25 protein-coding genes are annotated in these 26,347 nt (G+C 65.4%); 8 read left to right on the top strand and 17 right to left on the bottom strand.

The features are described 5' to 3' along the window. Window positions 1–7: 7 nt before the first annotated feature. Together DIE04_RS12225 and DIE04_RS12220 are read right to left on the bottom strand one after the other, a co-directional pair. A complete protein-coding gene (locus DIE04_RS12225; protein WP_044847580.1) occupies window positions 8–1,243 on the bottom strand; it encodes a Crp/Fnr family transcriptional regulator in 1,236 nt (411 codons plus the stop codon). Window positions 1,244–1,369: 126 nt separating this feature from the next. After that, window positions 1,370–1,807, bottom strand: coding sequence for a hypothetical protein (locus DIE04_RS12220; RefSeq protein WP_124520333.1), 438 nt, complete (start codon window positions 1,805–1,807; stop codon window positions 1,370–1,372). Between the two features lie 90 nt (window positions 1,808–1,897). On the opposite strand from DIE04_RS12220, the gene DIE04_RS12215 reads away from it, so the two are divergent. Beyond that, on the top strand, window positions 1,898–2,866 hold the full coding sequence (locus DIE04_RS12215) for a hypothetical protein (RefSeq protein ID WP_409333446.1): 969 nt from the start codon (window positions 1,898–1,900) through the stop codon (window positions 2,864–2,866). Between the two features lie 41 nt (window positions 2,867–2,907). Here the strand turns inward: DIE04_RS12215 and DIE04_RS12210 are convergent, their stop codons facing one another. Both DIE04_RS12210 and DIE04_RS12205 read right to left on the bottom strand, forming a co-directional pair. Continuing rightward, window positions 2,908–4,602: a bacteriophage N4 adsorption protein A gene (locus tag DIE04_RS12210; RefSeq protein ID WP_124520334.1), complete on the bottom strand. Its 1,695-nt coding sequence runs from the start codon at window positions 4,600–4,602 to the stop codon at window positions 2,908–2,910. Further along, complete coding sequence (locus DIE04_RS12205; RefSeq protein ID WP_124520335.1) at window positions 4,599–6,557, bottom strand: glycosyl transferase family protein; 1,959 nt, start codon at window positions 6,555–6,557, stop codon at window positions 4,599–4,601. Before DIE04_RS12205 ends, DIE04_RS12210 begins: the two co-directional genes overlap by 4 nt. Window positions 6,558–7,516: 959 nt before the next feature. Between DIE04_RS12205 and DIE04_RS12200 the strand changes: the two genes are divergently transcribed. The 3 genes from DIE04_RS12200 (at window position 7,517) to DIE04_RS12190 (ending at window position 10,552) form a co-directional block, all read left to right on the top strand. Continuing rightward, window positions 7,517–7,822 (top strand): hypothetical protein, encoded by a 306-nt coding sequence (locus tag DIE04_RS12200; RefSeq protein WP_235879201.1) that lies wholly within the window; start codon window positions 7,517–7,519, stop codon window positions 7,820–7,822. 12 nt (window positions 7,823–7,834) lie between these two features. Continuing rightward, complete coding sequence (locus tag DIE04_RS12195) at window positions 7,835–9,478, top strand: DUF2334 domain-containing protein (RefSeq protein WP_124520336.1); 1,644 nt, start codon at window positions 7,835–7,837, stop codon at window positions 9,476–9,478. A gap of 105 nt (window positions 9,479–9,583) precedes the next feature. Continuing rightward, window positions 9,584–10,552: a hypothetical protein gene (locus tag DIE04_RS12190; RefSeq protein ID WP_124520337.1), complete on the top strand. Its 969-nt coding sequence runs from the start codon at window positions 9,584–9,586 to the stop codon at window positions 10,550–10,552. Window positions 10,553–10,756: 204 nt separating this feature from the next. On the opposite strand, the gene DIE04_RS12185 is transcribed toward DIE04_RS12190, so the two are convergent. Next, the gene (locus tag DIE04_RS12185) at window positions 10,757–11,419 is read right to left on the bottom strand and encodes a glutathione S-transferase family protein (RefSeq protein WP_124488793.1); all 663 of its coding nucleotides are present in this window, start codon (window positions 11,417–11,419) and stop codon (window positions 10,757–10,759) included. 333 nt (window positions 11,420–11,752) lie between these two features. On the opposite strand from DIE04_RS12185, the gene DIE04_RS12180 reads away from it, so the two are divergent. Then, window positions 11,753–13,108, top strand: a complete 1,356-nt coding sequence (locus tag DIE04_RS12180; protein ID WP_124488794.1) for a polyhydroxyalkanoate depolymerase — start codon at window positions 11,753–11,755, stop codon at window positions 13,106–13,108. A gap of 123 nt (window positions 13,109–13,231) precedes the next feature. On the opposite strand, the gene DIE04_RS12175 is transcribed toward DIE04_RS12180, so the two are convergent. From DIE04_RS12175 to DIE04_RS12150, 7 genes are all read right to left on the bottom strand, one after another. Further along, window positions 13,232–13,699 (bottom strand): DUF3761 domain-containing protein, encoded by a 468-nt coding sequence (locus DIE04_RS12175; RefSeq protein WP_044848073.1) that lies wholly within the window; start codon window positions 13,697–13,699, stop codon window positions 13,232–13,234. A gap of 68 nt (window positions 13,700–13,767) precedes the next feature. Beyond that, window positions 13,768–13,905: an HHHH-motif protein gene (locus DIE04_RS29745; RefSeq protein WP_185500349.1), complete on the bottom strand. Its 138-nt coding sequence runs from the start codon at window positions 13,903–13,905 to the stop codon at window positions 13,768–13,770. Between the two features lie 294 nt (window positions 13,906–14,199). Further along, window positions 14,200–14,634 (bottom strand): cupin domain-containing protein, encoded by a 435-nt coding sequence (locus DIE04_RS12170; RefSeq protein WP_124488795.1) that lies wholly within the window; start codon window positions 14,632–14,634, stop codon window positions 14,200–14,202. Between the two features lie 70 nt (window positions 14,635–14,704). Further along, a complete protein-coding gene (locus tag DIE04_RS12165; RefSeq protein ID WP_124488796.1) occupies window positions 14,705–15,472 on the bottom strand; it encodes an ABC transporter ATP-binding protein in 768 nt (255 codons plus the stop codon). A 24-nt stretch (window positions 15,473–15,496) separates the two neighbouring features. Then, a complete protein-coding gene (locus tag DIE04_RS12160; protein ID WP_044848076.1) occupies window positions 15,497–16,210 on the bottom strand; it encodes an ABC transporter permease in 714 nt (237 codons plus the stop codon). Then, window positions 16,207–16,896, bottom strand: coding sequence for an ABC transporter permease (locus DIE04_RS12155; RefSeq protein ID WP_044848077.1), 690 nt, complete (start codon window positions 16,894–16,896; stop codon window positions 16,207–16,209). Before DIE04_RS12155 ends, DIE04_RS12160 begins: the two co-directional genes overlap by 4 nt. Before the next feature lie 155 nt (window positions 16,897–17,051). Beyond that, window positions 17,052–17,825 (bottom strand): ABC transporter substrate-binding protein, encoded by a 774-nt coding sequence (locus tag DIE04_RS12150; protein WP_124488797.1) that lies wholly within the window; start codon window positions 17,823–17,825, stop codon window positions 17,052–17,054. Between the two features lie 494 nt (window positions 17,826–18,319). On the opposite strand from DIE04_RS12150, the gene hutC reads away from it, so the two are divergent. Continuing rightward, complete coding sequence (gene hutC / locus DIE04_RS12145; protein WP_124488798.1) at window positions 18,320–19,015, top strand: histidine utilization repressor; 696 nt, start codon at window positions 18,320–18,322, stop codon at window positions 19,013–19,015. 16 nt (window positions 19,016–19,031) lie between these two features. Here hutC and DIE04_RS12140 read toward each other — a convergent pair whose 3' ends face one another. After that, complete coding sequence (locus DIE04_RS12140; protein ID WP_124488799.1) at window positions 19,032–20,273, bottom strand: glycosyltransferase; 1,242 nt, start codon at window positions 20,271–20,273, stop codon at window positions 19,032–19,034. A gap of 95 nt (window positions 20,274–20,368) precedes the next feature. Here DIE04_RS12140 and DIE04_RS12135 point away from each other — a divergent pair, with 95 nt between their 5' ends. Both DIE04_RS12135 and DIE04_RS12130 read left to right on the top strand, forming a co-directional pair. Beyond that, the gene (locus DIE04_RS12135) at window positions 20,369–20,989 is read left to right on the top strand and encodes a TetR/AcrR family transcriptional regulator (RefSeq protein ID WP_124488800.1); all 621 of its coding nucleotides are present in this window, start codon (window positions 20,369–20,371) and stop codon (window positions 20,987–20,989) included. A 374-nt stretch (window positions 20,990–21,363) separates the two neighbouring features. Further along, window positions 21,364–21,717, top strand: coding sequence for a hypothetical protein (locus tag DIE04_RS12130; RefSeq protein WP_044848115.1), 354 nt, complete (start codon window positions 21,364–21,366; stop codon window positions 21,715–21,717). Window positions 21,718–21,768: 51 nt separating this feature from the next. Here DIE04_RS12130 and DIE04_RS12125 read toward each other — a convergent pair whose 3' ends face one another. From DIE04_RS12125 to DIE04_RS12110, 4 genes are all read right to left on the bottom strand, one after another. Continuing rightward, entirely contained in the window at window positions 21,769–22,581 is an 813-nt protein-coding gene (locus tag DIE04_RS12125; RefSeq protein ID WP_124488801.1) for an alpha/beta fold hydrolase, read from the bottom strand. A gap of 123 nt (window positions 22,582–22,704) precedes the next feature. Beyond that, window positions 22,705–23,622, bottom strand: coding sequence for a LysR family transcriptional regulator (locus DIE04_RS12120; RefSeq protein ID WP_044848082.1), 918 nt, complete (start codon window positions 23,620–23,622; stop codon window positions 22,705–22,707). 250 nt (window positions 23,623–23,872) lie between these two features. Next, window positions 23,873–24,118 (bottom strand): DUF3717 domain-containing protein, encoded by a 246-nt coding sequence (locus DIE04_RS12115; protein ID WP_044848083.1) that lies wholly within the window; start codon window positions 24,116–24,118, stop codon window positions 23,873–23,875. A gap of 361 nt (window positions 24,119–24,479) precedes the next feature. Beyond that, entirely contained in the window at window positions 24,480–26,015 is a 1,536-nt protein-coding gene (locus DIE04_RS12110) for an amino acid permease (RefSeq protein ID WP_124488802.1), read from the bottom strand. Between the last annotated feature and the right edge of the window lie 332 nt (window positions 26,016–26,347).

The following is a 26,347-nucleotide window of genomic DNA, read 5'->3' as shown; positions in this document are numbered from 1 at the left end:
GTGGGCGTTACGCGGCGGATGAAGCCGGCGGCACGGACGCCGCCGGCGCCTTGGCCGCGCGCACGGCATCGAGCACGCGCCGCTCGATCTCCTCGATCTCGATCGGGTCGAGCTTGAGCTCGCGGCGCATCACCCACGACACCTCGTTGCGCCGCGCTTCCGTCATCACCGAGAACAGCTTGTCGGCCACCGCGCGATCGTCGAGGCTCGCGATCAGCTTCGCGAGATCGTACGTATCGAATGCGCTGATCACGTCGAACAACGTGCGCTGGTCGACCCCCACGAGATCCTCGAGCGCGCGCACGTCGCCGCCGGCGCGCGGGCTGCGCCGCGAGAAATACGCGACGCCTTTCTGCCCGACGTAACCGAGCACCTTCGACTTGCGGAACGCGAACACCTCGTCGGCGATCTCGCCGTGCGACAGCTTGTTGAGCAGCAGCTTCCGGTCGACGCCGATCAGCGCTTCGAGATCGGCGAGCTCGATCAGCTCCAGCTCGCTGTTGATCGACACGTCGAGATCGTGATCGGCAACCTGCTGCGCGCGATCGACCACGCGCGCCGCATCGAACGTGACGGTCTGGCGCGCATCCGACGACGCCGGGTAATCGGCCGCGCCGCCGGCATGGTCGCCCTGCGCGGCTTCGATCGTGACGAGATTGAGCTTCTCCATGCGGCGCAGCATCGCAAGCACGTGCGGGCGCGAATGGCCGGCAATCGCGCGGCACCGGCGGATCACCTCCGCGAGCGGCACCGACACCTCCGCATGTGCCTGCATCGGCCGCCGCGACCACGCGTCATCGGAGCCGCGCGCGTCGGCGCCCGCCATCAGCGACAGCACGTGCGCATACGACAGCACGCCCGGCATGAAGTCGGCATGCGTATAGGTCGCGAGCTGGTCGTCCTTGCGCTTCACGCGCCGGATCATCGTGCGCACGATGTGGCGAAGCAGCGCCGACACGTGCTCGATTTCCTCGTCGATCGTCGCGGCCGGCACGACCGTGAGCTGGCAGAACGACAGCGCCTTCGCGGTATGCGCGCGCGGCTCGGCGGCGAGCAGCGCCGATTCGCCGAAGAACTCGCCGCGCCCGAGCGTCGCGACGACGACGCGCTTGTCGTCGCAGCGCGTCGACAGCTCGACCTTGCCGTCGGCGATCAGAAAGATGACGGGCTCGCCGGCGAAGCCCTCCGAGTAGATGATCTCGCCGGGCGCGGCCGTACGCGTCCACGATTGCTGACGATTCATGTTGGTTCCCCTGCAGCGCTGGTTGTTGCGGACTGCGCGTCGCATGTCACATGCATGCGATCGGCAGTCATCCCCGTGCCCGTTTAACGTCATCGGCGCCGGCATCCTTTAGCGAAATCCTGCGCGTTACCGACGAAAATCAACGTGAAACGTTTGCGGATTGCCAGCATCGTCAGCAGATTCTTCGATGCGTGCGCTTGCGTGCGGCACCGCCCGTGAGCGGATCACCGCCTGGCCATCGCGAACGATGCGGCCGATCGTGAGCACGGCAGTGTTGACGATGGCGAAGTCGATGTCGAAGCCGATGTCAAAGCCGATGTCGAAGTCGAAGTCGAAGTCGAAGTCGAAGTCGAAGTCGATGCCGACGCCGAAGCCGAAGCCGATGTCGAAGCCGACCGCGAAGCCGAAGCCGAATCGCAGCGCGTATACCCGAATGCGCCACCACGCCCGGTCGTCAGGAGATTCGCCGTTCCGCCGGTCGTCCCGATGCCCGCTTGCAAACGTTTCGGGATGCTGCGTTTTTGATCGCCAGCCAGCCGCGCAGCAATTTCCATTCCGCAGCATCCGCCCCCTTATTGCGCATATCGTCCGATAATTACCTTTTATTTTCGTCTAAAATCGCGCTTCTTCTTACCTTAGGACGGAACCGAAGTTTTGATTAAACTGACGAAAACCATCTCACGCACGGCCATTGCCGCATGCGTTGCTTATGCCGGGCTGATACCCTTGTCCCAAACCGCCAACGCCCAGGTCGAACCGCTGAAGAATCCGGTCTACGGCGTCACGCTCGATGACCTGACGAAACTGGATGCGATCATCGCGTCGCTGCAGAACCTGCCGTACCGACCGACGGTGCGCGTCGTGTTCGATCCGGGCACGTCGGCCGCCGACTACTACGCACCGCTGCTGCGCCTGCACTCGGTCGCATACGTGATGGGCGAAGTCTACGATTCGTACTATTTCCCGACGGATATCACGACGTACAAGGCGCGCACGCAGGAACTGGTGTCGCAGCTGAAGAACACGGTCGACGTGTGGGAAATCGCCAACGAAATCAACGGCGAATGGCTGCGCAACGATCCGAGCGGCACGAACACCGTGGTCAATTCGGAAGAGCAGCAGATCGGCCAGATGGTCGCCGCGGCCAACACGATCGTCAAATCGAACGGCGGCAAGACTGCGATCACGCTGTACTACAACGACGACAGCAAGGGCAACAACTGCTGGGAGAAGCCGCAGGATTACTGGAAGACGTGGCCGACCGCGTTCCTGCCCGCAACGGTTCGCCAGCAGGCCGACTACGCGCTGTTCAGCTACTACCCGTACCAGGATTGCCCGGGGCTGAATCCGTCGTGGAACAACGACTTCGCGGCGCTGGAAAGCATCTTCCCGAACGCGAAGGTCGGCTTCGGCGAAATCGGCACGTCGGATATCGCGGCGCCTGCGTCGGTGCAGCAGAACCTGATCAAGACCTACTACCCGATGGTCAACAGCATGACCGATCCGCGTTTCATCGGCGGATTCTTCTGGTGGAACTACGTCGAGCAGATGCTTCCGTATTCGACCAGCTCGTACTTCCAGCTGCTGCGTCAAACGATCATCACGCTCAAGTCGCCCAGCTGATCAGCCTCACCATCGAGTCGCCTGATCGTCAGCGCAGTTGCTCAGAACCACAATGTCGCGCGTACCACGAGACCACGTGCGCGTGCCGCTGACGTCAACCCGAACCGGTATTGCACCGTCACGTCGAGATAGCTCGCCGGCGCGGTATACCTGCCTTCGCGAAACCAGTACCTGAACTGGACCCCTGGCCCCGCACCGATTGCCGTCTTGTCAGGCTGACGGTTGTCGTGATCGCCCGCCACCGCGGCGTGCGGGTAGACGGTCAGCCGGTCGCTGATCATCGGCAAGCGCCACGTGTGCCCGTAACGCAACTCCGAATAGATGATGTAACGCCCGGCATTGATGAAGTACGCACCTTCTACATAGGCCTGCCAGCTGCGCCAGCTCGGTTCGGTGACCCGCAGGTCGGTGCCCGCCTCCGACGAGTAACCCAGGCGCATCAGCCAGTCCGTCATCGACAGGCTGCCGATATGGAACAACCGCTCGGCGGTCACCACCACGTTCTGATCGGGTATCGGCTTGTAGCGCACGCCCACCGACCCCTGCACGGTCGGCATGCCGGTCACGTTGCCCGTGCCGTCGTAGGCCGTGCCGTATCCGCGCACGAAGAACTGAAGAATGCGGCCGTTCCGATAGCCGATCTTCGGCGGCTGCCAATACGCCTCGATACCCGGCTGGAGCACGCTGATCGTGCCTTGCGGGCCGAATGCGGCCGACTGGTATGGCGCACTCAGCACGAAACCCCAGGTGCGCTCGAGTTGCTCGACCTCTCGCCGATAGCCGAACTTGCGCTGCGCGTCGAACGCATGTTCGTTTTCGTCGGCGTCGAGACTCTGCTCGAACATCTGGACGGACTGCTCGTTCAAGCCGATCCGCTTGGCCGCATAGCCGGCGTCCGCGTAGTTCATCGCGTTGCCGGCGCCACCGGCGAAACCTTCCTGAAATGCGTCGAGCGCCTCGCGATCCTTGTGTTCGCGCAGGAGATCATAGGCGTGCTGCAAGGTCCGTTGCGCGGTATCGTCCACCGGCACCTCGGGCTGCTGATCGGCTTGCCGCGCCTGTGCCGCGATCGACTCGGCCATGCTCCGCTCGGCATCGGTCGATGCGTCGCCGGCCGCCAGCTCGGCCACGCGGAGCGCGCTGTCGTGGTCGCCCGCCTGCAAGCTCATCTGCGCGATACGCAACTGAATCACGGCGGATTTTTCATCAGCCAGCGGCGCCAGCGCGACGCCGGCCTCGTGCGGACGCTTCGCCGCGAGCGCACTGTCCGACCACGCGAGGCGCAAGTTGCGCTGCTGCTCCTTGCTCCAGTTTCCAGTCGCGACGGCCGCCGCGAAATTGCTGCACGCGACGTCGTAGCGCATCTGCCGCTGCGCCAGATAGCCATGCTGCGCCAGTACCGCCGCGCTTTTCGGAAAACGAACGCTAAGCGATTCCAGCAGCGCGTCCGCTTCGTCGACTTTCCCTTCGCGCCGGTACACATCCACGAGCAACAGCCCGAGTTGCTCGCTTCCCGGCTGAATCTTGAGGGCGCGCAACGCGTACGCTTCCGCGCGGGGCAGGTCGCCTGCGTTGATCGCCTTGTAGGCGCCATCGGCGAGCCGATAGGCTTTGGGGTTGAGCTGCTGGGCGGCGGATGCCGGCGCCTGCCAGGCGAGCGACAGGGCAATGGCCAGCGCGCTCAAGCGTGCGCAGCGCTTGAGGCCGGCCGCGATCGGACGTGTCGAGCGCTTCATGCCTGTTCTCCCGACGGCTTTTTCACCGGCACTGCCTGCTGCGTCGCGCCGTCGCCGTCGCGCAGCCGCGCGATTTCGACGAAGCGCGAGTGCCGGCCAAGTTCGGCGGCGATCTCCGCATCGCAGGCAATGAAGTAGGCAACGTTCGTTCGGGCGCCGCGCCGCACGACGTCCTGTTCGTCCTGCGTGAGCGGCCGCCCTACCGCGACGTTCAGCGTCCCGTCGGCGGCGGTCGAAAACGGGACGACACGATACGCGTACTGCAGCTCGAATGCCAGCGAGTCCGCGAAGTGGCCCACCGCCACGTTGCCGAGGCTTACCCGCGGCAGATCGGCCTGCTCGGCGATCGCATCCGCCAGCGATTCGGTGGACAACGCACTGGCTTCGAGCAACAGTTCGCCCAGCCGCTTGCCGCATGTCAGTTGCCGCTCGAGGCCGTCCTCCAGTTGCGCCGGGGAAACCACGCCCCAGCCGACCAGGATCTCGCCGATCTTGTGGCGCACTTTCCCGAGTTCTTCGTTGGACAGGTATGTGTGACTGGTCTTGTCCCATGCGATCGGCTTGCCGCTCACCAGGTGGCCGACATAGATGCGCCACGCGCGACTCACCGCGCAGAAATTGATCAGGTTGTTGACGAACATCCTCGGGATCGAGAGCAGCCCCTGGAGCGGGCCGTTCAGCTTGCTGACGAAGTAGAAGCGCTGTCCGGCACGGGCGAACAGCATGAGGGTGTTGACCCACAGCAGCGGCGTGACCCAGGCACTGGCCGTCACGAGGTGAGCGCTGGCGGGAATGACGTGACCGGCATTCTGAAGAAAGGAAAGCAACACGAAGTTGAGCAGCACGCCATAGGCAATCACCGAAAACAGCGACGTCACGATGCCCTTGCGATCGTGGAAGAACATGTAGCGGGTGAGGAAGTCGCCCTTCCAGCCGAGTTGCTCCCAGCCTTGAAACGCAATGCCGAGAATCCAGCGCGCGCGCTGCCGGTAGGCGGTGCGGAATGTCTTGGGAAAGTACTCGCGCGTGGCCAGCAGGTTTCGACCGGCGGCACCGTCCTTGGCGCGATTGCCGCCGGCATCGCGCACGATGTCCGAAAGCGGCGTGCGGGCGAAGGTTTCCTTCATGCCGAGGTCTCTCAAGCGAAAGCTGAAGTCATAGTCCTCGGTCAGCGAACTCGTGTTGAACGGGCAACCGTTGCGCTCCTTCATCGCCGCTTCGATCGAACGCCGGCTGTAGCACGATGCAACACCCGCGCCCGGCACGACCCCGGTCAAGCGTGCCCGCACCGGCACGTCCTTCTGGTGCGTTTCGCTGAAATCGTCGAGATAGCAGCCGGCGACGAACTCGTTCCATTTCCGGGGCAATGACAGCACGGGAAGCTGGACCAGATCGCTCTCCGCCACCGCATGGTTGAGGTACTTGAGTTCGACCGGGTGAATGACATCTTCGCAGTCGTGCATGACGACGCCCGCGAACTGAATATGATGGACCGCTTCGTAACGCAGGATCGCCTCGAGAATCCAGTTGAGGCAGTCCGCCTTGCAGGTCGGCCCGTCGTTCATGACCGTGGCACGCGTCACCCTGCCCGGATACCGGCGGACCATCCGTTCGACTTCCGCCGTGGTTTCGGCGTCGTTGTGATAGGTGCCGACGAAGATGACATACCGCTCGTACTCGATGGTCGCCAGCGTGTTTTCGATCATCTTGGCGATCACGTCGTACTCTTTCCATGCCGGCACCATGAGTGCGAGATGGCGCTCTTCCAGCGCGCGCAGCATGCCGATGTCGACGGTCTGCGATTTCTCGCGACGCAGGATGCGCCCGATTTCGAATGACCAGTAACAGCCATCCAGCGTCAGGTCATCCAGCGTGCTGACCAGGATGACGAGGGCGGTCACAATGGCGACAAGGTTGAGCGCATATAAATACGCACTCCATATCATATTATCCATTACCTTTCCGCGATTTTCGCTCGTCTGTATTTCTTCTCCGCACACCAACGGAAGACGAAACCGCCCTGTCCCCGTCGACCCCGTCACGTCCACTCTTGCGGCTAACGCCACATCCGTTCTCGTCGTTCTCAAAAGACTCGAGGCTGCCTGGAGCGCTATTGATACGACCACGCAACATCACCAAAAATGCAACGTGTTCAGTGGATGACTTTTGACAGCCGGTTTCCCCGCTTGCCTGCATTCGTCCCCTGCGTGCGCCGGCGCTTGCAGCCGCCCCCCGATCCAGCGCCTTGCAGTGCGCCCCATACACCGCCTCTTCGATACACAGCGCTTCAAGCAAGTCGTGCGCCATCGTCCACCACCCTTGCGCCTTCCGGGTACCGGGCGTGTGCCGCACACGATCGGCGAATCGAAACCGAGCCAAATGTTTCAGTGCTGAAACATGCGGACCGGCGTTCCGAATATGAGACGTTTGGCAGGTTCTCTACCCTCGCCCCCGATCATCGCGACCGGAGCGCGTCACGCGATTCCGTCGATCCTGGACGGACGGATCGACGATGAAACCGAAAATCCGGTGCTCCGGTCGCCGTTGGATGGATGCGCCGCCGGCTCGGTTGCCGCGTTGCCGTGGGCGGAACTAAGCACGCAACCGGTTTCACCTGAATCGCTCAAACAGACGTTACGCGTTCGTCGGACCCAATTTCCGAAACCGGTCGCGTTGCATGCGTGAAACGTTTATCGAGACAATTTCGGACCGTCTCGACGCGCCGATTTTGGCATCCCGGCCCGGTGTCCATTTGCGGCGGATGGTACAGAACTAGCTTGAAAGCCAACTGTCCGGTTTCGTTTCATTAACCGGGGTATTAAACGCAAAAAAATAACGACATAACACCCGATTCTAAATCGGGCAATGGGGCGTGCTCGTTTCGTTAACGAGAATCCAATTTGCATATCAAAGGATGAAAATCATGCCCTCGCATCGCAATCGATTTTTTCGAATCGGGTTGAGCACCGTTGGGCTACTCCTTGCATTGAGTCCCGCGCTCGTCATCACCAGCGCGGTTCAGCATGCGAGTGCGCAGCAGACGAACCAGTCGTCCGGCGGCAAGATCAAGCCCCCGCCATTGCCAAACGGTTCTGCCCAAGTCAACGTGAAACCCGGCATGTCCGATGAGGATTGGGACAAGGCATACAAGGAGACGGGGCGCCCGAAGTTCAGCAGAAATTCCGTCAAGAAGCACGGCGGCAACGTCGAACGCGACTAGGGAGATACGGCCATGAAAAAGATCTTGATCGTCATAGCCCTGCTTGCCGGACTCGCGCAAATGACATTGCCGGGCACGGCGCACGCGCAGACCACGACCGCACATACGCTCGTGTTATACGACAACCCGGCCAACGACCCGTTTTCGAAGCTCGGCCTGATGTACAGCATCATGTTGAGGAACCTGCTCGGCCACTTCAATACGACCGTCGACCTGGTACCGATACAGAACTACACGTCCGGCATGATCGGGAGCCACGACGCCACGTTCTATATCGGCGACTACTACAACAACCCGATTCCGACGGCGTTCATGAGCGACGTGATGACCGCCACGAAAACCGTGGTCTGGTTCAAGTACAACCTGTGGCAGCTCGCGTGGAACACGGCCTATACGTTCAACCAGACCTTCGGGTTCAGCTTCCTGGGCCTTGCCGGGATGAACGCGACACCGTCGTCGAGCAATCCGAATCCCGGCTTCTACGACACCGTCACGTACAAGAACCTGGCGATGGTCAAGTACTACGCGTTCGACGCGTCGACCGGCGCCATCAACGCGGACCCGGATGTCGGCCTGACCCAGGTTCTCGATGCCACCAAGGCGCAAGTGCTCGTCACCATCAAGAACAGCAAGAGCGGCGCAACCACGCCCTACGTCATGCGCTCCGGCAAGTTCTGGTACTTCGCGGACATGCCGTTCTCCTACATCGGCCCGACGGATCGCTACCTGGTGATATGCGACATCCTGCACGACATCCTGCAGACCAATGCACCGGTGAATCATCGTGCACTGGTCCGCCTCGAGGATCTGGACGCATTCACGACGACGAGCTCGATGAGGCAGCTGTCGGACTATCTGTACTCGAAGAGGATCAAGTTCACGATGGCGACCATTCCGTTGTATACCGACCCGAACGGGTATTACAACGGTGGCGTGCCGGAGACGATTCACCTCGCACAGGCAACGGGCCTCAAGAGCGGGTTGAACTACGCGCTCCTGCGTGGCGGCTCGATCGTGATGCACGGCTATACGCACCAGTATGACTCGACGCCGAATCTTCAGAATGCGGTGAGCGGCAGCGACTTCGAGTTCTGGTACGCAGTCCAGAATCGTCCGGTCGACGAGGACTCGGTGCAATGGGCGAAAGGCAGAATGGCCGACGGCCTGCTCGAGTTCACGCTCAACGGCTACAAGATCGTCGGCTGGGCTGCGCCGCAGTACCAGATGTCGCCGATGGCATCAACGGCCACGGCGCAGACGTTCCCGACCACGTTCCAGCGGGCCGTCTACTACACGTCGACCAATCCGCAGATCGGGACGGGCGCGCCCAACCAGGACTTTTCTGCCGGGCAATTCTTCCCGTACATCATCAACTCCGATTACTACGGGCAACGAATCATTCCGGAGAACCTGGGCAGCCTTCAATACAACATCTGCAGTAAAGACCCGTTCTCGTGCATCACGTACACGTGGCAGCAAATCGTGACCAATGCGCAATACGGTCTGGCGGTGCGGGACGGCTTCGCGTCGTTCTTCTTCCATCCGTACTGGCTCGAGCCCGATCTCGGACTGCCCGCCTTCCAGGACTTCCAGAGTATCGTGACGGGCATCACGAATCTCGGCTACACATGGGCGGACGGCACGACGGCCAAGTGACGCGAGCCGGTGGAAGCCTCGTGCGACCCGCAGCAGCAAGGCGGGTCGCACGTTTGCATGTGATCGGCTACGATGTCGCGCAGGAATGCTTCCGGGGAGGCCGCGATGATCACGTACGCCATCCCGGCCTTGCGCGGGATTCGACTGCGTCTGGGCCGGTTCCGGCACGCAGGCCGGCCACGCCGGCGCGCGCGCGCGCCGCGTTCGTCCCGCGCGGCGATGCTCGCGGCCGTCGGGGCATCGCTCGCCGTGGCCGCGTGCAGCTGGACGGCGCATGACGTGCATGCCGACGGAATCGTCTGGCAGGTCGACAACGCGACGACGAATCCCGTCGGGAACTGGCAACAGCTCGGCGTGCACGATCTGTTGATCCAGTGGAGCGTCGTCGACGATACCGCGTACGTGCCCGACGCCGGCATCCGTCCCGCGGCACACCTTCCCGACTGGGGGCGCATCGGCCGCGAACCCTGGGCCAGAAACGTCATCCTGGGCCTCGCCGGTTACCAGGATGAAAAGCGAGCACGCACCCATTTGTCGACACTCGCGGACCAGTCCCTGGCGGTAGCGCGCACGCACGTTCCGCTGAATGTCACCGGCTACTACTTCCCGGTCGAAATCGACCCGACCTGGCAGGACGCGCCGAAGCTTGCCGATATCCTGAAGCGACTGCCGCGTCCGCTGTGGGTGAGCGTCTACGACCAGACCAATATCGGCGGGAAGGCGCTGGCGGACTGGCTCGTGTCGTGGCTGCCGTCGGACGTCGGGGTGTTCTTCCAGGACGGCTGCGGCGTCTATGCGCGCGAACCCTACGTCGCGCGCGCCTATGTCGACGAGCTGACCTCGCGCCTCGGAAAGCAACGTGTGCGGGTAATCGCGGAGGCCTTCCGGCCCGCCGAGCACGGGGGATTCCGGGCGGCCAGCGCCGACGAATTGAGCAGGCAGCTGACAACCTACCGTGGCTATCAAGTCTATCTGTTCGATGGCCCGCACTATGTGTCGGACAACCTCACACGCGAACTCCTCACGCGTCCGGCCAAGCCACCCGCGGCCGAGCCGGCCAAAACGAGTCCCTAATCCTGCTACGCCGTGCTGCAATGCGGGGAGCGAGCCTCAGGGTGCCCGGCAGCAGGTAAGCAACGCCCCGCCGAAACGGCGGGGCGCGATGCCCGACAGATGCTGCGCGGGCAATGGGCGAGCAGGACACGCGCGGCCGCATCGACGATTCGTTTCGATGCACGTGCCGGTCATCCGGTTGAACGCGCGAAGGTGCGTTGCAGGTCAGAACTCCATGTCGAGTTCGTCGATGTCTTCGTGCTCCGCCTTCGCGGCATCGATCCACTCCGCCACGAACGGATGCGCGAGCATGCGCATGCAGTACTCGGCAATATCGGGTTCGAGTTTCACGTCGTACGTCAGGAATCGCGTGACGACCGGCGCGTACATCGCATCGGCGATGCCGATCTGCTCGCCGAACAGCCAGGGGCCGCCATACGCGGCCAGACACGCGCGCCAGATCGTCACGATGCGCTCGATGTCGTGCTGCGCACGCGACCAGATCCGGAAGCCGGGAAAATGCGCACGCAGGTTCATCGGCAGCGCGGAGCGCAGCGCACTGAAACCGGAATGCATCTCGCCGCAGATCGACCGGCAATGCGCACGCGCACGCCGGTCGTCGGGCAGCAGCCGCGCCTGCGGCCGGATTTCGTTCAGGTATTCGGCGATCGCGAGCGTGTCCCATACCGTGCTGCCGTCGTGTGTCAGGCACGGCACGAGAATCGACGGCGACAGCAGCAGCAGTTCCGCGCGCGATGCCGCATCGATCGGCACGCTGATCGTCTCGAACGCGAGGCCGCTCAGCTTCGCGAGCAGCCAGCCGCGCATCGACCACGACGAGTAATTGCGGCTGCTGATGGTCAACGTCGTCTGTCCGGTAACGTCCATGTCGCTCCCCTGCTGATTGCCGTTCGTACCCCTGCACCGAAAGCGCGCGCCACGCCGTGCGAAGCGCACCACGCCTGTGCGAAGCATTCGCCGAAGTGGCGCAGCGCGCTGCCCGGCGCAGCGACACATCGAGTAGGCCGAGCGTCGTTGGCAACGGCGGCGCATCGCATTCGGTCGTCGGGCCCCACGCGCCGCATGCATCGCCGCATGAGACGCCGCGCGCGTCGCCACGCGTATCGCCGCATTCGCAAACCCCGTGCAACGCGCGTGCCAGCCGCACGCTGGCATACGGCTTGCCTCGCTCGACGTAACGCGACGCAACGAACGACGGCCATGAACCTGCTTGCCTATCCTTTCTACCAATGGTCTGCCGAATGCCTGCGTCCGGCGCGCGCATGGGCGGCCGCCACGCGCGCGACGATGTCGCTGTGGCCGCCCGCCACGTCGACCCCGACGGGCCGCATGGTCGACGCGCTGTGCGAACTGCTCGAATGCTGCGCGTTCTCGCACCGGCGTCCGGCGTTCGGCATCGCGTCGACCGTCGTCGACGGCGAAGTGGTGCCGATCGTCGAGGAAGCCGCGGCGGCCACGCCGTTCGGCACGCTGCTGCATTTCCGCAAGGCGCGGCCGGTGGCGCGCCAGCCTCGCGTGCTGATCGTCGCGCCGATGTCCGGGCATTTCGCGACGCTGCTCCGCGGCACGGTCAGCACGATGCTGGCCGATCACGACGTGTACATCACCGATTGGCACAACCCGCGCGACATCCCGCTCGCGGCGGGCCGCTTCGGCTTCGACGAATACGTCGGGCACGTGATCGATTTCATTCGCCACATCGGCCCGGATGCGCACGTGCTCGCGATCTGCCAGCCGACCGTCGCCGCGCTTTCGGCGGTCGCGCTGATGGCCGCCGCCGGCGATCCCGCCCAACCCGCGAGCCTGACGTTGATGGCGGGGCCGATCGACTGCCGCGTGAATCCGACGAAGGTCAACGCGCTCGCCACGAGCCGGCCGATCGAATGGTTCGCGCGCAACCTGATCAGCGTGGTGCCGGCCGGCTTCGTCGGGGCGCAGCGCTGCGTGTATCCGGGCTTCGTGCAGGTCGGCGCGTTCATGTCGATGAATCCCGACCGCCATGCGGCGTCGTTTTCCGACCTGTACTACGAGCGCGCGAAAGGCGACCCCGCGAAGGCCGACACGCTGCGCCACTTCTACGACGAATACTTCGCGACGGCCGACCTCACCGCGGAGTTCTACCTGGAGACGGTCGAGAAGGTATTCCAGCAATACGCGCTCGCACGCGGCGAGCTGACGGTCGGCGACCGGCTGGTGGAACCGGCCGCGATCCACCGCACCGCGCTGTTGACGATCGAGGGCGAGAAGGACGACATCTGCGCCGTGGGCCAGACGGTGGCCGCGCAGGAGCTGTGTTCGGGATTGCCGCCGTACCTGAAAACGCACCACGTGCAGACGGGCGCGGGCCATTATGGCGTGTTCAACGGCGGCCGCTGGGAAACGCAGATTTATCCGATCGTGCGCGCGACGATCCACGACAACGAGCCGTACGATCGCACCGCTACGAACGGCAGCGCGAGCGGCGCGCACTACGTGACGCTGCGGGCGTTGCTCGACGCGCGCGCGGCCGGTCGCGACGCGACGGCGGCCGCGGCGCCATCCGATCACGTGCACTGAGCCCGCGCGGGATGGCAACGCTCGGTGCGGCACACCGGCGTTGCGCTCGAATCGCCCCGCCCGGATGGCGGGGCGCGATGCCGGGCAGTGCGCGAGCGGCAACGCTCGCGCGTTCCGCCGGTGTTACGAACAGGCCTTGCCGTGCGACGCGTGGTAGCCCTTCGCCTTCGCATCGGCTTCCGACATGTAGCTGCCGTGCTTCGTCTTGCCGTAGTACTTGTCGGTCGAGCAATGGTAGACCTTCGTGCTGTCGTTGGCCCACACCTTGCCCGCGCCGCCGCCGGGCGCCGCCGCGGCGGTCGTCGCGGGCGCGCTCTTCGCCGGGGCGGCGCCGGATGCGGCGGAAGCGACAGCCGCGCTCGCGGGGGCCGCGGCCGGTGCGCTCGCCGCGGCTGCCGACGCTGCGCCATACCACGTCTTCACGCCCTTGTGGCCGGCGCACGCGCCCTTCTTCGACGCGCCCGAGTAGAACGAGCCGTCCTTGCACAGCCCGGTCGTACCGGCCGGCGCGCTGGCCGGAACCTGTGCGAACGCACCGATCGACACACCCATGCCGGCGACGAGCGCGGCGATCAACATCGTCTTTTTCATGATCCTCTCCTGATTTGCCTGAACGGGAAAAGCGTCCCGACGCTTTGCCGGGAATAACGCGTCGCGGGTCAACGGACCCAGCGGCACACGCGGTGATGGTGGTGATCGAAATGGCACACACGGTGCGAATGGGCTTCGGCCAGCGCCGGCACGAGGGTGGCACAGGCGACGGCCGTCACGGTCAGGATCTTCGCGATGCGGGTCATGGACATTCTCCTGGGTAGGCCAGCCGGTGGTCCGGCTGTTACGTCCTTAACGCCGGTCGCCGACGCGCCGTGCACCGCACCTGCATCGAATTGACGATCTTTGACACGGTGTAACGAAACATCACGCGAAGCTGACAAATTGCCACCTGTCTTTTCGATTTCCTTACGCGGCAAATGCTTCGGATGTCGAATGACCCGGTCAGAACCCGAAGCCCGGACAGGATCCATAAAAAAACCGCCCGAAGGCGGTCTTTCTCGGGCACGCGGATGCCTCGCATCCGATGCGACGGAGGGCTACGCGCCCGCGTCGCCCCACGGCGTCGGCGCCGGCACCGCGCACGGCCCTTCGACGTCGATCGACTTGAAATCGGCCGGCCCGACGATCTCCAGGTACTCCATGTCGGGCGAGTAGTCGAACAGGTAGTGCACGATTCCCGGCGCCTGGTGCACGCAGTCGCCGGCGCTCACCAGCGTCTCGCGATCGCCGTACATGAAGCGCGCCCAGCCCTTCAGCATCATCACGATGTGGAACTCGGCCTCGTGACGGTGCCAGCCGGTGCCCGCCGCCGGTGCATGATTCGCCCTGACGAGTTGCGCGACGACCTTGCCGTTCGTCGCGGCCGCGATGCCGAGATCGCGATACAGGAAGAAGTCGCGCAGGCCTTCGCCTTGATATGCGGTGTCCTGCGGCTTCACGTGGGAAAACGCGGTAGGGGTCGGCGTGCTCATCGCGGCGCTCCTCGATCGAAAGAGTCGTCCGAAACAAGCATTTAGCGTTCCAGGCTGCGGCGGCCCCCGCTTACTTGAGCCGCCCCGACAGGAACTGCCCGAGCCGCTCGCTCTTCGGGTTGACGAGAATCTCCCGCGGATCGCCCTCTTCCTCGATCTTCCCCTGATGCAGGAAGATCACGTGGTTCGACACGTTGCGCGCGAAACCCATCTCGTGCGTGACGACGACCATCGTGCGGCCTTCCTCGGCGAGCTTCTGCATCACCTTCAGCACTTCGCCGACGAGTTCCGGATCGAGCGCCGACGTCGGCTCGTCGAACAGCATCACTTCGGGCTCCATCGCGAGCGCACGCGCGATCGCGACACGCTGCTGCTGGCCGCCCGACAGGTGCGACGGATACATGCCTTCGACGCGCGGCGCGAGCCCGACCTTCTCCAGATACTTGCGTGCCCGCGCAACGGCCTCTTCCTTGCCGATCCCCAGCACGGCCATCGGTGCCTCGATCACGTTCTCGAGCACCGTCATGTGCGACCACAGGTTGAAGTGCTGGAACACCATCGACAGCTTCGTGCGCATCCGCTGCAGCTGCTTCTGGTCGGCCACGCGCAGCGAGCCGTTACGGTCGCGCGCGGTCTGGATCGGCTCGCTGCCGATCGTGATCTGCCCCGAGCACGGCTGCTCGAGGAAGTTGATGCAGCGCAGGAACGTGCTCTTGCCGGAGCCGCTCGAGCCGATGATGCTGATCACGTCGCCGGCCTTCGCCTTCATCGATACGCCCTTCAACACCTCGTTGTCGCCGAACTTCTTGTGCAGGTTGTCAACGGTGAGCTTGTACATGCTTGGTCCTTCCTTGCGAATGCATTAGTGGCTGCGCGGCGAGAGGTACGCGAGCCAGCGCGTCTCGAGCTTGCGGAACGCCCAGATGAGCGTGAACACGACGATGGCGTACAGCACGGCGGCGATGCCGTAGGCCTGGAACGACATGTACGTCGCGGAGTTGACGTCGCGCGTGACCTTCAGGATGTCGGGCACGGTCGCGGTGAACGCGAGGGTCGTCGCGTGCAGCATCAGGATCACTTCGTTGCTGTAGCTCGGCAGCGAGCGGCGCAGCGCGGACGGCAGGATGATGCGCGTATAGAGCTTGAAGCGCGACATTCCGTAGGCCATCCCGGCCTCGATCTCGCCGGCCGACGTGGCCTTGATCGCACCCGCGAAGATCTCGGTCGCATACGCGCATTCGTTCAGCACGAACGCGAGCAGCGTGCAGTTCATCGCGTTGCGGAAGAACGTGTCGAGCAGCACGTGGTTGTGCACGACCTGCAGGCTGTAGATGCCGGTGTAGCACATCAGCAGCTGCACGTAGAGCGGCGTGCCGCGGAACACGTACGTATAGAGCCACACGGGGCCCGAGATCCAGCGGTTCGACGACGCGCGCGCGATCGCGAGCGGCACGGCGAGCGCGAAGCCGAACGCGATCGACACGACCAGCAGCCACAGCGTGATCGCGAGGCCGCTGAAGCGGTAACCGTCGGTATAGAGATAGCTTTGCCAGTACTGGCTGACGAGTTCGATCACAGTGCAAGCCTCCGGACGCCGACGGAATAACGCTTCTCCAGGTGGTGCAGCACGACGTTCGACACCGTCGTGATCGCGAGGTAGATCGCGCCGGCCGCGAGCGTGAAGAAGAAGAAATCGAGCGTGCTCTTGCCGGCGTCCTGCGACGCCTTCACGACGTCGGCGAGGCCGATGATCGACACGAGCGCGGTGGCCTTCACGAGCACCTGCCAGTTGTTGCCGATGCCCGGCAGCGCGAAGCGCATCATCTGCGGGAACAGGATGCGGTGGAACACGCGCCAGCCGCTCATCCCGTATGCGAAGCCCGCTTCGAGCTGGCCGCGCGGCACCGCGAGGAATGCGCCGCGGAACGTCTCGGTGAAGTACGCGCCGTAGATGAAGCCGAGCGTCACGACGCCGGCCACGAACGGGTCGATGTCGATCTGGTCCCAGCCGAGCAGGTCGGTCGCGTCGTTCAGCAGGATCTGGATCCCGTAGAACAGCAGCAGCATCAGCACGAGATCGGGTACCGCGCGGATCAGCGTCGTATAGAACGTGCCGACCGACTTGAGCACGCGGTTGGTCGAGAGTTTCGCTGCCGCGCCCGCGAGGCCCAGTATCAGCGACGCGGCAAGCGACAGCACCGCGAGCTTCACGGTCTCGACCGTGCCGGCCCACAACAGCGGGCCAAATCCTTGGAAGATCATATAAGGGATCCAGAACGATGTGGCTGGATTGTCAATAGCCATTAACCGCGCATCAAACGAGTTCTGCGCACTACCTGATGCCGTCTGCTCATCAAGCCAGAGGCATCACGCGAAGCGGGCGGCGCGCGCCACGGCCGGTGCGCGCCGCGAAGGCGTCAGCCGCCGTACACGTCGAATGCGAAGTACTTCTTCTCGAGCTTCTTGTAGGTGCCGTCCTTGATCATGTCGGCGATCGCATGGTCGATCTTCGCCTTCAGGTCGGCGTCGTCCTTGCGCAGGCCGATGCCGGCGCCGTTGCCGAGCGTCTTCGGATCGTCGATGTCCTTGCCGGCGAATTCGAAGTTCGCGCCACGCGGTGTCTTCAGGAAGCCGATATCGGCCTGCACCGCGTCCTGCAGCGCGGCGTCGAGGCGGCCGGACATCAGGTCCTGGTACACGCCGTCCTGGTTCTGGTAAGGCACGACCTGCACGCCCTTCGGCGCCCAGTAGGCCTTCGCGTAGGTTTCCTGGATCGTGCCCTGCTCGACGCCGACCGACTTGCCCTTCAGCGATTCGGCCGTCGGCTGCAGGTTCGCGCCCTTCTTCGCGACGAGGCGCGTCGGCGTGTTGAACAGCTTGTCGGAGAACGCGATCTGCTCGGCACGCGCCGGCGTCATCGACATCGACGACAGCACGCCGTCGAACTTCTTCGCCTTCAGCGCCGGGATCATCCCGTCGAAGTCGTTCTCGATCCACACGCATTTCGCCTTCAGGCGCGCGCAGATCTCGTTGCCGAGATCGACGTCGAAGCCGACGACCTTGCCGCTTGCATCCTTCGATTCGAACGGCGGATAGCTGGCGTCGACGCCAAACCGGATCGTCGACCAATCCTTGGCGTGGGCACCGACCGCGAGGCAGGCAAGGGCAATACTGAGCGCGAGTTTCTTCATGGCGTTCCTGTCATAGGCGAACTGGGCACGGGTCCCGTCGGGCGTCGCCGCCGCGAACCCTTCCAACCGGGAGGTCATCCGTCAGACGACTCTCCAAGTTGTACATACAACTTTGCCTTTTTCAGGTCACTGGCAGCAATCCGTGTTTATCTCTAATTGTCGGCGGATTGTTTACCTGAGCGAATTTTCCTTATATTTCAATTCGCTACACCTTACATGAAGCTGAACCCCTTGTTTCGGTGCGGATTCGGCACATCGTCGCCGCCCATGCATTTGTCTATACTTTTCGTTTGCCGGGCTCGCCGGCGCGGCGGCCGCGGCCCGTACGGGCCCCGCGGGCCCTTGGCCGGCGCGCCGGATGCGGGCCGGAATAACCCGAATCCCGGGCCCACAGTCGGGCCCGCGCGGCGTCGAACCCGGTACACTCCGCCCGGACACCGCACGAAGGCCCGCGCGCGACGGCACGCGGCCGCCGTCTCTCGAACAGCAATGCAATGACCACACCGATCTATCAGGAAATCAAGGACTTCATCCTCGCGCGCATCCATGCGGGCGAGTGGGCGGAAGGCGACCAGGTGCCGTCGGAAAACGAGCTCGCGCGCGAATTCAACGTCGCGCGGATGACGGTCAACCGCGCGCTGCGCGAACTGACGGCCGAGCAGGTGCTCACGCGCACGCGCGGCTCGGGCACGTATGTCGCGTCGCCGAAATACGAATCGACGCTGGTGGCGATCCGCAGCATCTCGGACGAAGTCGCCGCGCGCGGCCATGCATATCGCGCGCACGTGCTGGAGGTCGGCGCGGCCATCGCCGACGCGAAGCTCGCCGACGAGCTGCGGCTCGACGCCGGCAGCCCGATCTTCCATTCACGCGTGCTGCACTTCGAGAACGACACGCCGGTGCAACTCGAGGAACGCTGGGTCAATCCCGCCTGCGCGCCCGAATACGCACTGCAGGACTTCACGACGACGACGCCGAACCAGTACCTCACGCGCGTCGCGCCGCTGCAGCGGGTCGAATACCGGATCGAGGCCGCGATGCCCGATGCGCAAACGCGCCGCCACCTGACGATGGACGAACGCGAGCCCTGCCTGCTGCTGCATCGGCGCACATGGTCGCAGGGGATGGTCGCGTCGGTGGCCAATCTGTGGCACCCGGGCAGCCGCTACCGGTTCACCGGGCATTTCTGACGCGGCGCCGGCGCGTTCACCGCATGCCGGGCCGCCCCCAGCGCTCGATCGCGGCGACCGCCCGCCGCACGCCGTCCTCCCGTGCGATCCGCGCACCGAGTCCGGCGGCGCGCGCCTGCGTGTCGGCACGCGCCGCGAACGCGATCGCGCGTGCGAGCGCGGCGGCGTCCACGCGCCGGCCCGCCACCGGCGCATCGGCCACACCGAGCCGATGCAGCCGGTTCGCCCAGAAGAACTGATCGCCCGCGAACGGCACGACGACCGACGGAATGCCCGCCCGCGCGGCCGAATGCGTGGTACCCGATCCGCCGTGGTGGATCGCCATCGATACATGCGGAAACAACCGGTCGTGCGGCGTCTCGCCGATCACGCACACGTGCGCCGGCAGCATCGACGCATCGATGCCGCTCCAGCCCGGATGGAACAGCGCGCGCCGGCCGTCGAGCGCCTGCAGCAGCGCGCCGACCATCGCGGCGCGATCGAACCCGGCCATGCTGCCGAAGCCGATGTACACGGGCGGCTCGCCCGCGCCGAGAAAGGTCGCCAGCGCGGGCGGCGGCGTCCACGCCGGCGCGTCGGCGTGCCACTGACCGCAGGCCTGCACGTGTGACGGCCAGTCGGCCGGATCGGACAGCAGCACGGGCGACACGCCGTACAGCATCGGATGATCGGTCCAGACGTGCCGGCGCGCCGGCAGGCCGCACACGCTGGCGCGCGCTGCATTGGTCGCGTTCCTGAACGCGTGCCACAGCAGCGCGTTCACGAGCCGGTGGCTCGCGCGATTCAGCCGGCGCGGCACCTTGCCGGGCGGCAGGAACGGCGACGCGAATGCCGCGGTCGGCGTGATCGGAATCATCCCCGTGCCGATCGCCGGCACGCCGCGATACTCGGCGACCGACAGCCCGACGAACGACGCCAGCCCCGACACCAGGATCGCATCGCAACCGGCCGACGCGGCCGCGACTTCGCGCATCCATGCCGCCGTGTTCGCATTCGCGATCGCCGCGAGCGCCTTCGACGTGTCGTTGAAGCCGCCGCGCCCGCGCACCGCGTCGGACAACGCGCCATCCGGCGCGATCGCCGCGCGGATATCGCCGGACAACGGCGCGCACGGCACCCCGAGCGCGGCGGCCGAACCGAGCGTCGCGGCGTCGGCCAGCAACCGGACCTCGTGGCCCGCATCCAGCAGCGCACGGCCGAGCGCCGCGAGCGGACGCGTGTCGCCTTCGGTGCCGTAAGTGACGATGACGAGCTTCATGCGTGAACTCCCCCTGCACGATGCAGGCAAGTGGATTCATAAAAATGCACGTCGTATACTAATGCAATTCGTGCACTTTCATTCGATACCGAACCATGCCGACGACGACCGACGATCCGGGCCGCCGCGCACGCAAGCGCATCCAGATGCTCGCGCATCTCGCCGACACCGGCGCCCGCCTGTTCGATGTGCATGGCTACGATGCCGTGACGATGGAGCAGATCGCCGCGCAGGCCGATGTCGCGAAACGAACGCTGTACAACCACTTTCCGACGAAGGAAGCCGTGCTCGCGCACTGGCTCGAAGGCGAACTCGCGCGCGACCTCGCGCACCTACAGCGCGACGTCGCGCGACGGAAGACCTTCGCGTCGCGGATCGCCTGCGTGCTCGACGCGTCGGCCGCGTGGTGCGAGCAGCACCCGGTGTACCTGCTCGCCTACCTGCGGCATCGGTTCCTGAGCATCGGCGTGACGGAAGCGGAAAGCGGGAAAGACGGCGGCGGCGACATCGCGCTCGTGTGGCAGCAGCTGATCGCGGCCGGACAGCAGGCGGGCGAACTGGACCCGGCGCTGGCGGCCGACCAGCTCGCCACGTGGTTCCATCATCTGTATCTCGCGGCGATGCTGCGCTGGCTGACCGTGCCGGGGTTATCGCTGAAGCGGGAATTCCGGTCGGTCGCGAAGCTGTTCGTCGAAGGCGCGCAAGCGAAAGGCTGAGCGGCCGCCGAGGCGACGCTCGGGCAGGAAGGTGCGTGCGCATCGAACGTGCACGGCGCTCACGCAATTCACGCGCACGCCGGGCGCGCGCGCTGGCCTGCGATCTGGAACACCATCCGGAATCGCTGCTGCCCGGCAACGCGGGCGACACGCAACCGGCCGACGCGTCGCGCTCCGCGAGCGGAAGCCGCTGCATGCTTCGCGCGATGCGCCGGGATTTTTACAACGCATGCACGCACGGGATGCCAAATCTTCCGCGCAGCAGTATGCTGATGTCGTACGGCCCCGCACGATGCCTCGGGCAATCCCTTAGTCCGCACGTCGTCGCGCCGCCGTCGCGACCGCAATCATGCGTTTGCAAGGAGGGCTTCGTGATGGCTACCATGCATCAGCACTTCCACCTCGAACTACGGCACGCCACGGCGCCGACGTATTTCATCAGCTACCTGTTTCCCGCCTTGCTGTTCGTCTACGAACTGCTGCGCGTCGGCCAATGGATCCGCGATCACGGGATGCAATTCGCCGCGTTCAAGCAGATGGGTTACGAGTACCTGCTGATGCTGCTGTTCGTCGGGCTGCAGATCGTCGTCGAGGCGATCTTCCTGCTCGGCGCCGCGATGCGCCGCGACAATCGCGACTTCGAACACCGGTTGCCGAACGTGGTCCTCGGCATCGGCTGCTCGATCGCGATTCTCGCGCTCGATCTCGCGATCCAGCTGTCGTTCTGAGCGCCGGCGGGCTCGGCCCGCCGGTCGCATCGCGCGCCTGCGCCCGGCCGTTCAGGCGAGCCCACCGCGCAGGAACCTCGCCACGGCCGCGAGTACGTCGCCGCTCCGCTCGCGATGCGGCATGTGTCCGCATCCGTCGAGCAGCAGGAACGACGACGGCCCCGCGACGCGCGCGGCGATCCGCTTCGGATGCACGTCCGACCCGTATTCGTCCTGCTCGCCGTGAATCGCGAGCGTCGCGCAGCGCACGCGCGGCAGCGCGTCGTCGAGACTCCAGTCGCGAAACGCCGGCGACAGCCACGTGCCGACCCACGCACGCAGCACCCATTCGGCCTTGTCGCCGTGATAGCGCACGAGCCGCTCGAGCTGGCCCGGCGCGTCGAACTGCTGCCCCGCCTCGCGAATGCCGTCGAGCGTGCGATCCTCGACGAACGCCTGCGCGGCGACCGTCACCAGCGCGCGGCAACGCGCGGGATACGCGGCCGCGCAGCTGACCGCCATGCCGCCGCCGACGCTGTGCCCGAACGCCACGAACGCATCGATGCCGAACCGTTCGAGCAGCGCGCGGAAGCCCTGATCGGCCTCGTCGCGCACGAACGTCGTGCCGAGCTGTCCCGGATGGCGGTCGGACCGGCCGAAGCCGAGCCGGTCGTATGCGATCACGTCGCGTTGCGTGGCGCGCGCGAGTTGCGCGGGGAAGTCGCGCCAAAGTTCGACACAGCCGAGTGAATCGTGCAGCAGCACGATCGGCGCGGCCGGCCCGGTCGCGGCCGTCGCCTGCGCGGGCGCACCGCGCCAGCGCTTCGCGAAGAGACGCCCTTGCGGCGTCTCGACCCAGGTCTCCTCGGTCACGATTTCAGTCATGTGCATGTCATCGTCTGCATGAAGGCTGCATGAAGGCGGCCGCACGCGGGCGGACCGCAGAATGCCGACGATGGTGGCCGGCCGACGCGCGCGGCGTCAAGCAAGCCCCCACCGCCCGCGCGCTCATTCGGGCTGCGGCGGCAGATACTCCATCTGCGACTCGTCGTACAGCCGGTAGATCAGCGCCTGCATCGCGCGGATGTCCTCCGATTCGTCGAGCATCCGCATGCTCATGATGATCGGCGACACGAGTTTCGGATCGTCGAGCGGCTTGTAGCTGATGTCGTCGCGCTTCAGCCCGTACACGCTGTGCGGCACGACCGACACGCCTTCGCCCATCGCGACGAGCCCGAGCGCGATCTGCAGTTCGCGCGTCTCGTAGATCTTGCGCGGCTGCAGCGCGCGATCGTGGAATGCCGCGAGCACCTGGTCCGCATAGCTCGGCCGCGGCGCCTTCGGGAAGATGATCAGCGTGTCGTTCACGAGATCGTGCAGCGACAGCACGGGTTTCGCGCCGTCGAGCACGTGACCGACCGGCAGCGCGACGATCATCCGCTCCTCGCGCAGCACGACGCGCCGCACGCTCGGGTCCTCGTGACGGATGCGCCCGAACCCGACGTCGATGCGCCCTTCCTTCAGCGCCTTGATCTGGTCCATCGTCGACATCTCGTGCAGGCTCAGCTCGACGGCCGGATACTCGCTGCGAAAGCGCCGGATGATCTTCGGCAGCATCCCGTACAGCGTCGAGCCGACGAAGCCGACCGACATGCTGCGCTCGATCTTGCCGACCCGCTTCGTCATCGATTCGAGCTCGGTGGTCTGCGCGAGCAGCTGCACCGCGTGCGAATAGAAGAACCGCCCCGCGTCGGTCAGCTTCAGCGGCCGCGCGTTGCGCTCGAACAGCGGCACGCCGAGCGCGTCCTCGAGCTGCTGGATCTGCCGGCTGAGCGGCGGCTGCGCGATGTGCAGGCGCTCGGCCGCGCGCGTGAAATTCCGCTCCTCGGCAACCGCGACGAAGTAGCGGAGGTGTCTCAACTCCATGTTCGAACCCTCCCGGACAGGCCACGGACGTTCATTCGGCCCCGCGCACACACGTGCCGCGCCGGTCGTCCCGTGAGCGCCTGCTCCCGATGCCATGACGATACCTCAGCCCGCGCCGATACCGGCGCGAGCCGCGCCGCGCCCGCCCTCGCGGGCGGCGCACCGCGCAAAGCCGCAAAGCAAAACGGGAAGCCGCCAGGCTTCCCGTTGCTTCATCGACGCCGCGTCGCGGCAGCGTCCCGACCGCGCGTCATGCCTCGGTCGCGTACAGCGCATCGCGCTGCGCGTCGCTCAGTGAGTCGAGCGGCACGTCCGGCAGCCGATAGCAGATCATCGTGCCGTACAGCTCGGCCAGGCAGTTGCTGCCGGCGTCGAGCGCGTAGCCGTCCTCGCCGTCCGGCGCCGGCGGATACACTTCGCGCCACGCGTTGATCGCGGCTTCGATTCGCACGATGGAAACGGGTCCGGCCTTCCGCTCGGCGGGTGATGCGCTCATGGATTCCTCTGGATTGCGCGCTCCGCGGGCCGGGCCGGCCGCGGCGGAACGATGGAAACGCCGGGCGCCGCCGGCCGCCGCAACAGGCGCGCGCCGGATGCCCGATCCGCGCCGCGCTCGTCGCGCCGGCCGGACCGTGGCCCGGTAGGGTCGGGAAATATAACCGGCTTTGACCCCGTGCAGCGCAAAGCCGACAAAAAAAGCGGGGTCGGCGGCGGCTGGAACGGTATCTGGAACGACGCACGCGTCGGCTACCGACGTCGGCGGCACCCCGCGTCGCCCGGACGTCCCAACGAAAAACGGGAAGCCCGCGGGCTTCCCGTTTTCATCGCGCACCACGCGGCCGGTGGCCGCACCGGCATCAGCCGACGGTTTCGCGGTTCTCCACGCGCTGCAGCTGCGCGCTGCGGTTCGCGGCCGCCCACGGCGCGATCTCCATGTCCTCGTAGCGCACGAAGCGGCTCTTGTTCAGGAGCCGGTAGCCGAGCCACACGACGAGGAACAGCGGAATGCCGACGTAGGTCGCGGCCACGCCCGCCCAGTCGATCCGGTTCGCGAGAAACGCCTGGTAGTCCTGGCCGAGCGCGATCACGAGACACAGCACGAACGCGAACAGCGGGCCGAACGGAAACCACTTCGACTGGTACGGCAGCTGGTCGACCGCGTAGCCCTGCTTCACGTAGCCCTTGCGGAACCGGTAGTGGCTGATCGCGATGCCGAGCCACGCGATGAAACCCGTCATCCCCGACGTGTTCAGCAGCCACAGGTACACCGTCTTGTCGCCGTACAGCGACGTGAAGAAGCACAGCGCGCCGACGGCGGTCGTCGCGTACAGCGCGTTGCGCGGCACGCCGCCCGGCGACAGCTTCGCGAACAGCCTCGGCGCACGGCCTTCCGTCGCGAGGTTGTAGAGCATCCGGGTCGACGCGTACATGCCCGAGTTGCCGGCCGACAGCACGGCCGTCAGGATCACCGCGTTCATCACGCCGGCCGCGAACGCGAGGCCCGCGTGGCGGAACACGAGCGTAAACGGACTCACGCCGATGTCGGTCACGTCGCTCTTCAGCAGGTTCGGGTCGGTGTAGGGAATCAGCACGCCGATCACGAAGATCGCCAGCACGTAGAACAGCAGGATCCGCCAGAACACCTGACGCACCGCGCGCGGGATCGTCGTGCGCGGGTTCTCCGATTCGCCGGCCGCGACGCCGATCAGCTCGGTGCCCTGGAACGAGAAGCCCGCGATCATCGCGACGCCCATCAGCGCCGGCAGGCCGCCCGCGAACGGCGCGTCGCCGATCGTCAGGTTGCCCCAGCCGTTGCCCGGCGCGCCCTTCAGAATGCCGAAGATCATCAGCAGGCCGACGCCGATGAACGCGACCACGGTGACGACCTTGATCAGCGCGAACCAGTATTCGGCTTCCCCGAAGCCGCGCACGGTCAGCGCGTTGAGCAGGAACATCACGCCGAGGAACGCGGCGCTCCACCAGACGCCCGGCACGTCCGGGAACCAGTAGTGCATCACGAGCTGCGCGGCGACCAGCTCGACCGCGATCGTCACGGCCCAGTTGTACCAGTAGTTCCAGCCGAGCGCGAAGCCGAAGCCTTCGTCGACGTATTTCGCGCCGTAGGTCGCGAACGAGCCCGACACCGGCATGAACGCGGCCATTTCGCCGAGGCTCGTCATCAGGAAATAGACCATCAGGCCGATCAGCATGTACGCGACCATCGCGCCGCCGGGGCCGGCCTGCGAGATCGACGCGCCGGACGCGACGAACAGGCCCGTGCCGATCGAGCCGCCGATGGCGATCATCGTCAGATGGCGCGCCTTCAGCGCGCGATGAAGCTTGGGTGGGTTCGCGGACGAACCGGGTTGGTCGGAATTCGGGATTGCGGACATAAACGAGACGAACGTTGAGCGGGCCGGCATCCGGGGCCGGCGCATGCGGGATCGGGGCGCGTCGCGCCGCCTGCTGCGATGCATTCGATGCGGCCCCGATACGCGTTGCGCGCCGGGCGCCAGCGGCGAAGCGCGGATTCTACCTGATTCGCCGTCGGAACCGCTCGGGTCCGGACACCCCGGCGCCGCATGCCGACGCGGGGTGAGCCGCGACGGTGCACCTCCCCGCCCGATACGCAATCGCGCCGGCGCAATAGCCCGATCCTGTATTAAAACGACAAAATCGATCGATATGCCCTAATAATCAGACAAAATACCGTCTACCCATAATC

This window comes from Burkholderia sp. Bp8994 (assembly GCF_003853805.1).
Taxonomy (GTDB): domain Bacteria; phylum Pseudomonadota; class Gammaproteobacteria; order Burkholderiales; family Burkholderiaceae; genus Burkholderia.
This window is presented reverse-complemented; position numbering and strand designations above follow the sequence as displayed.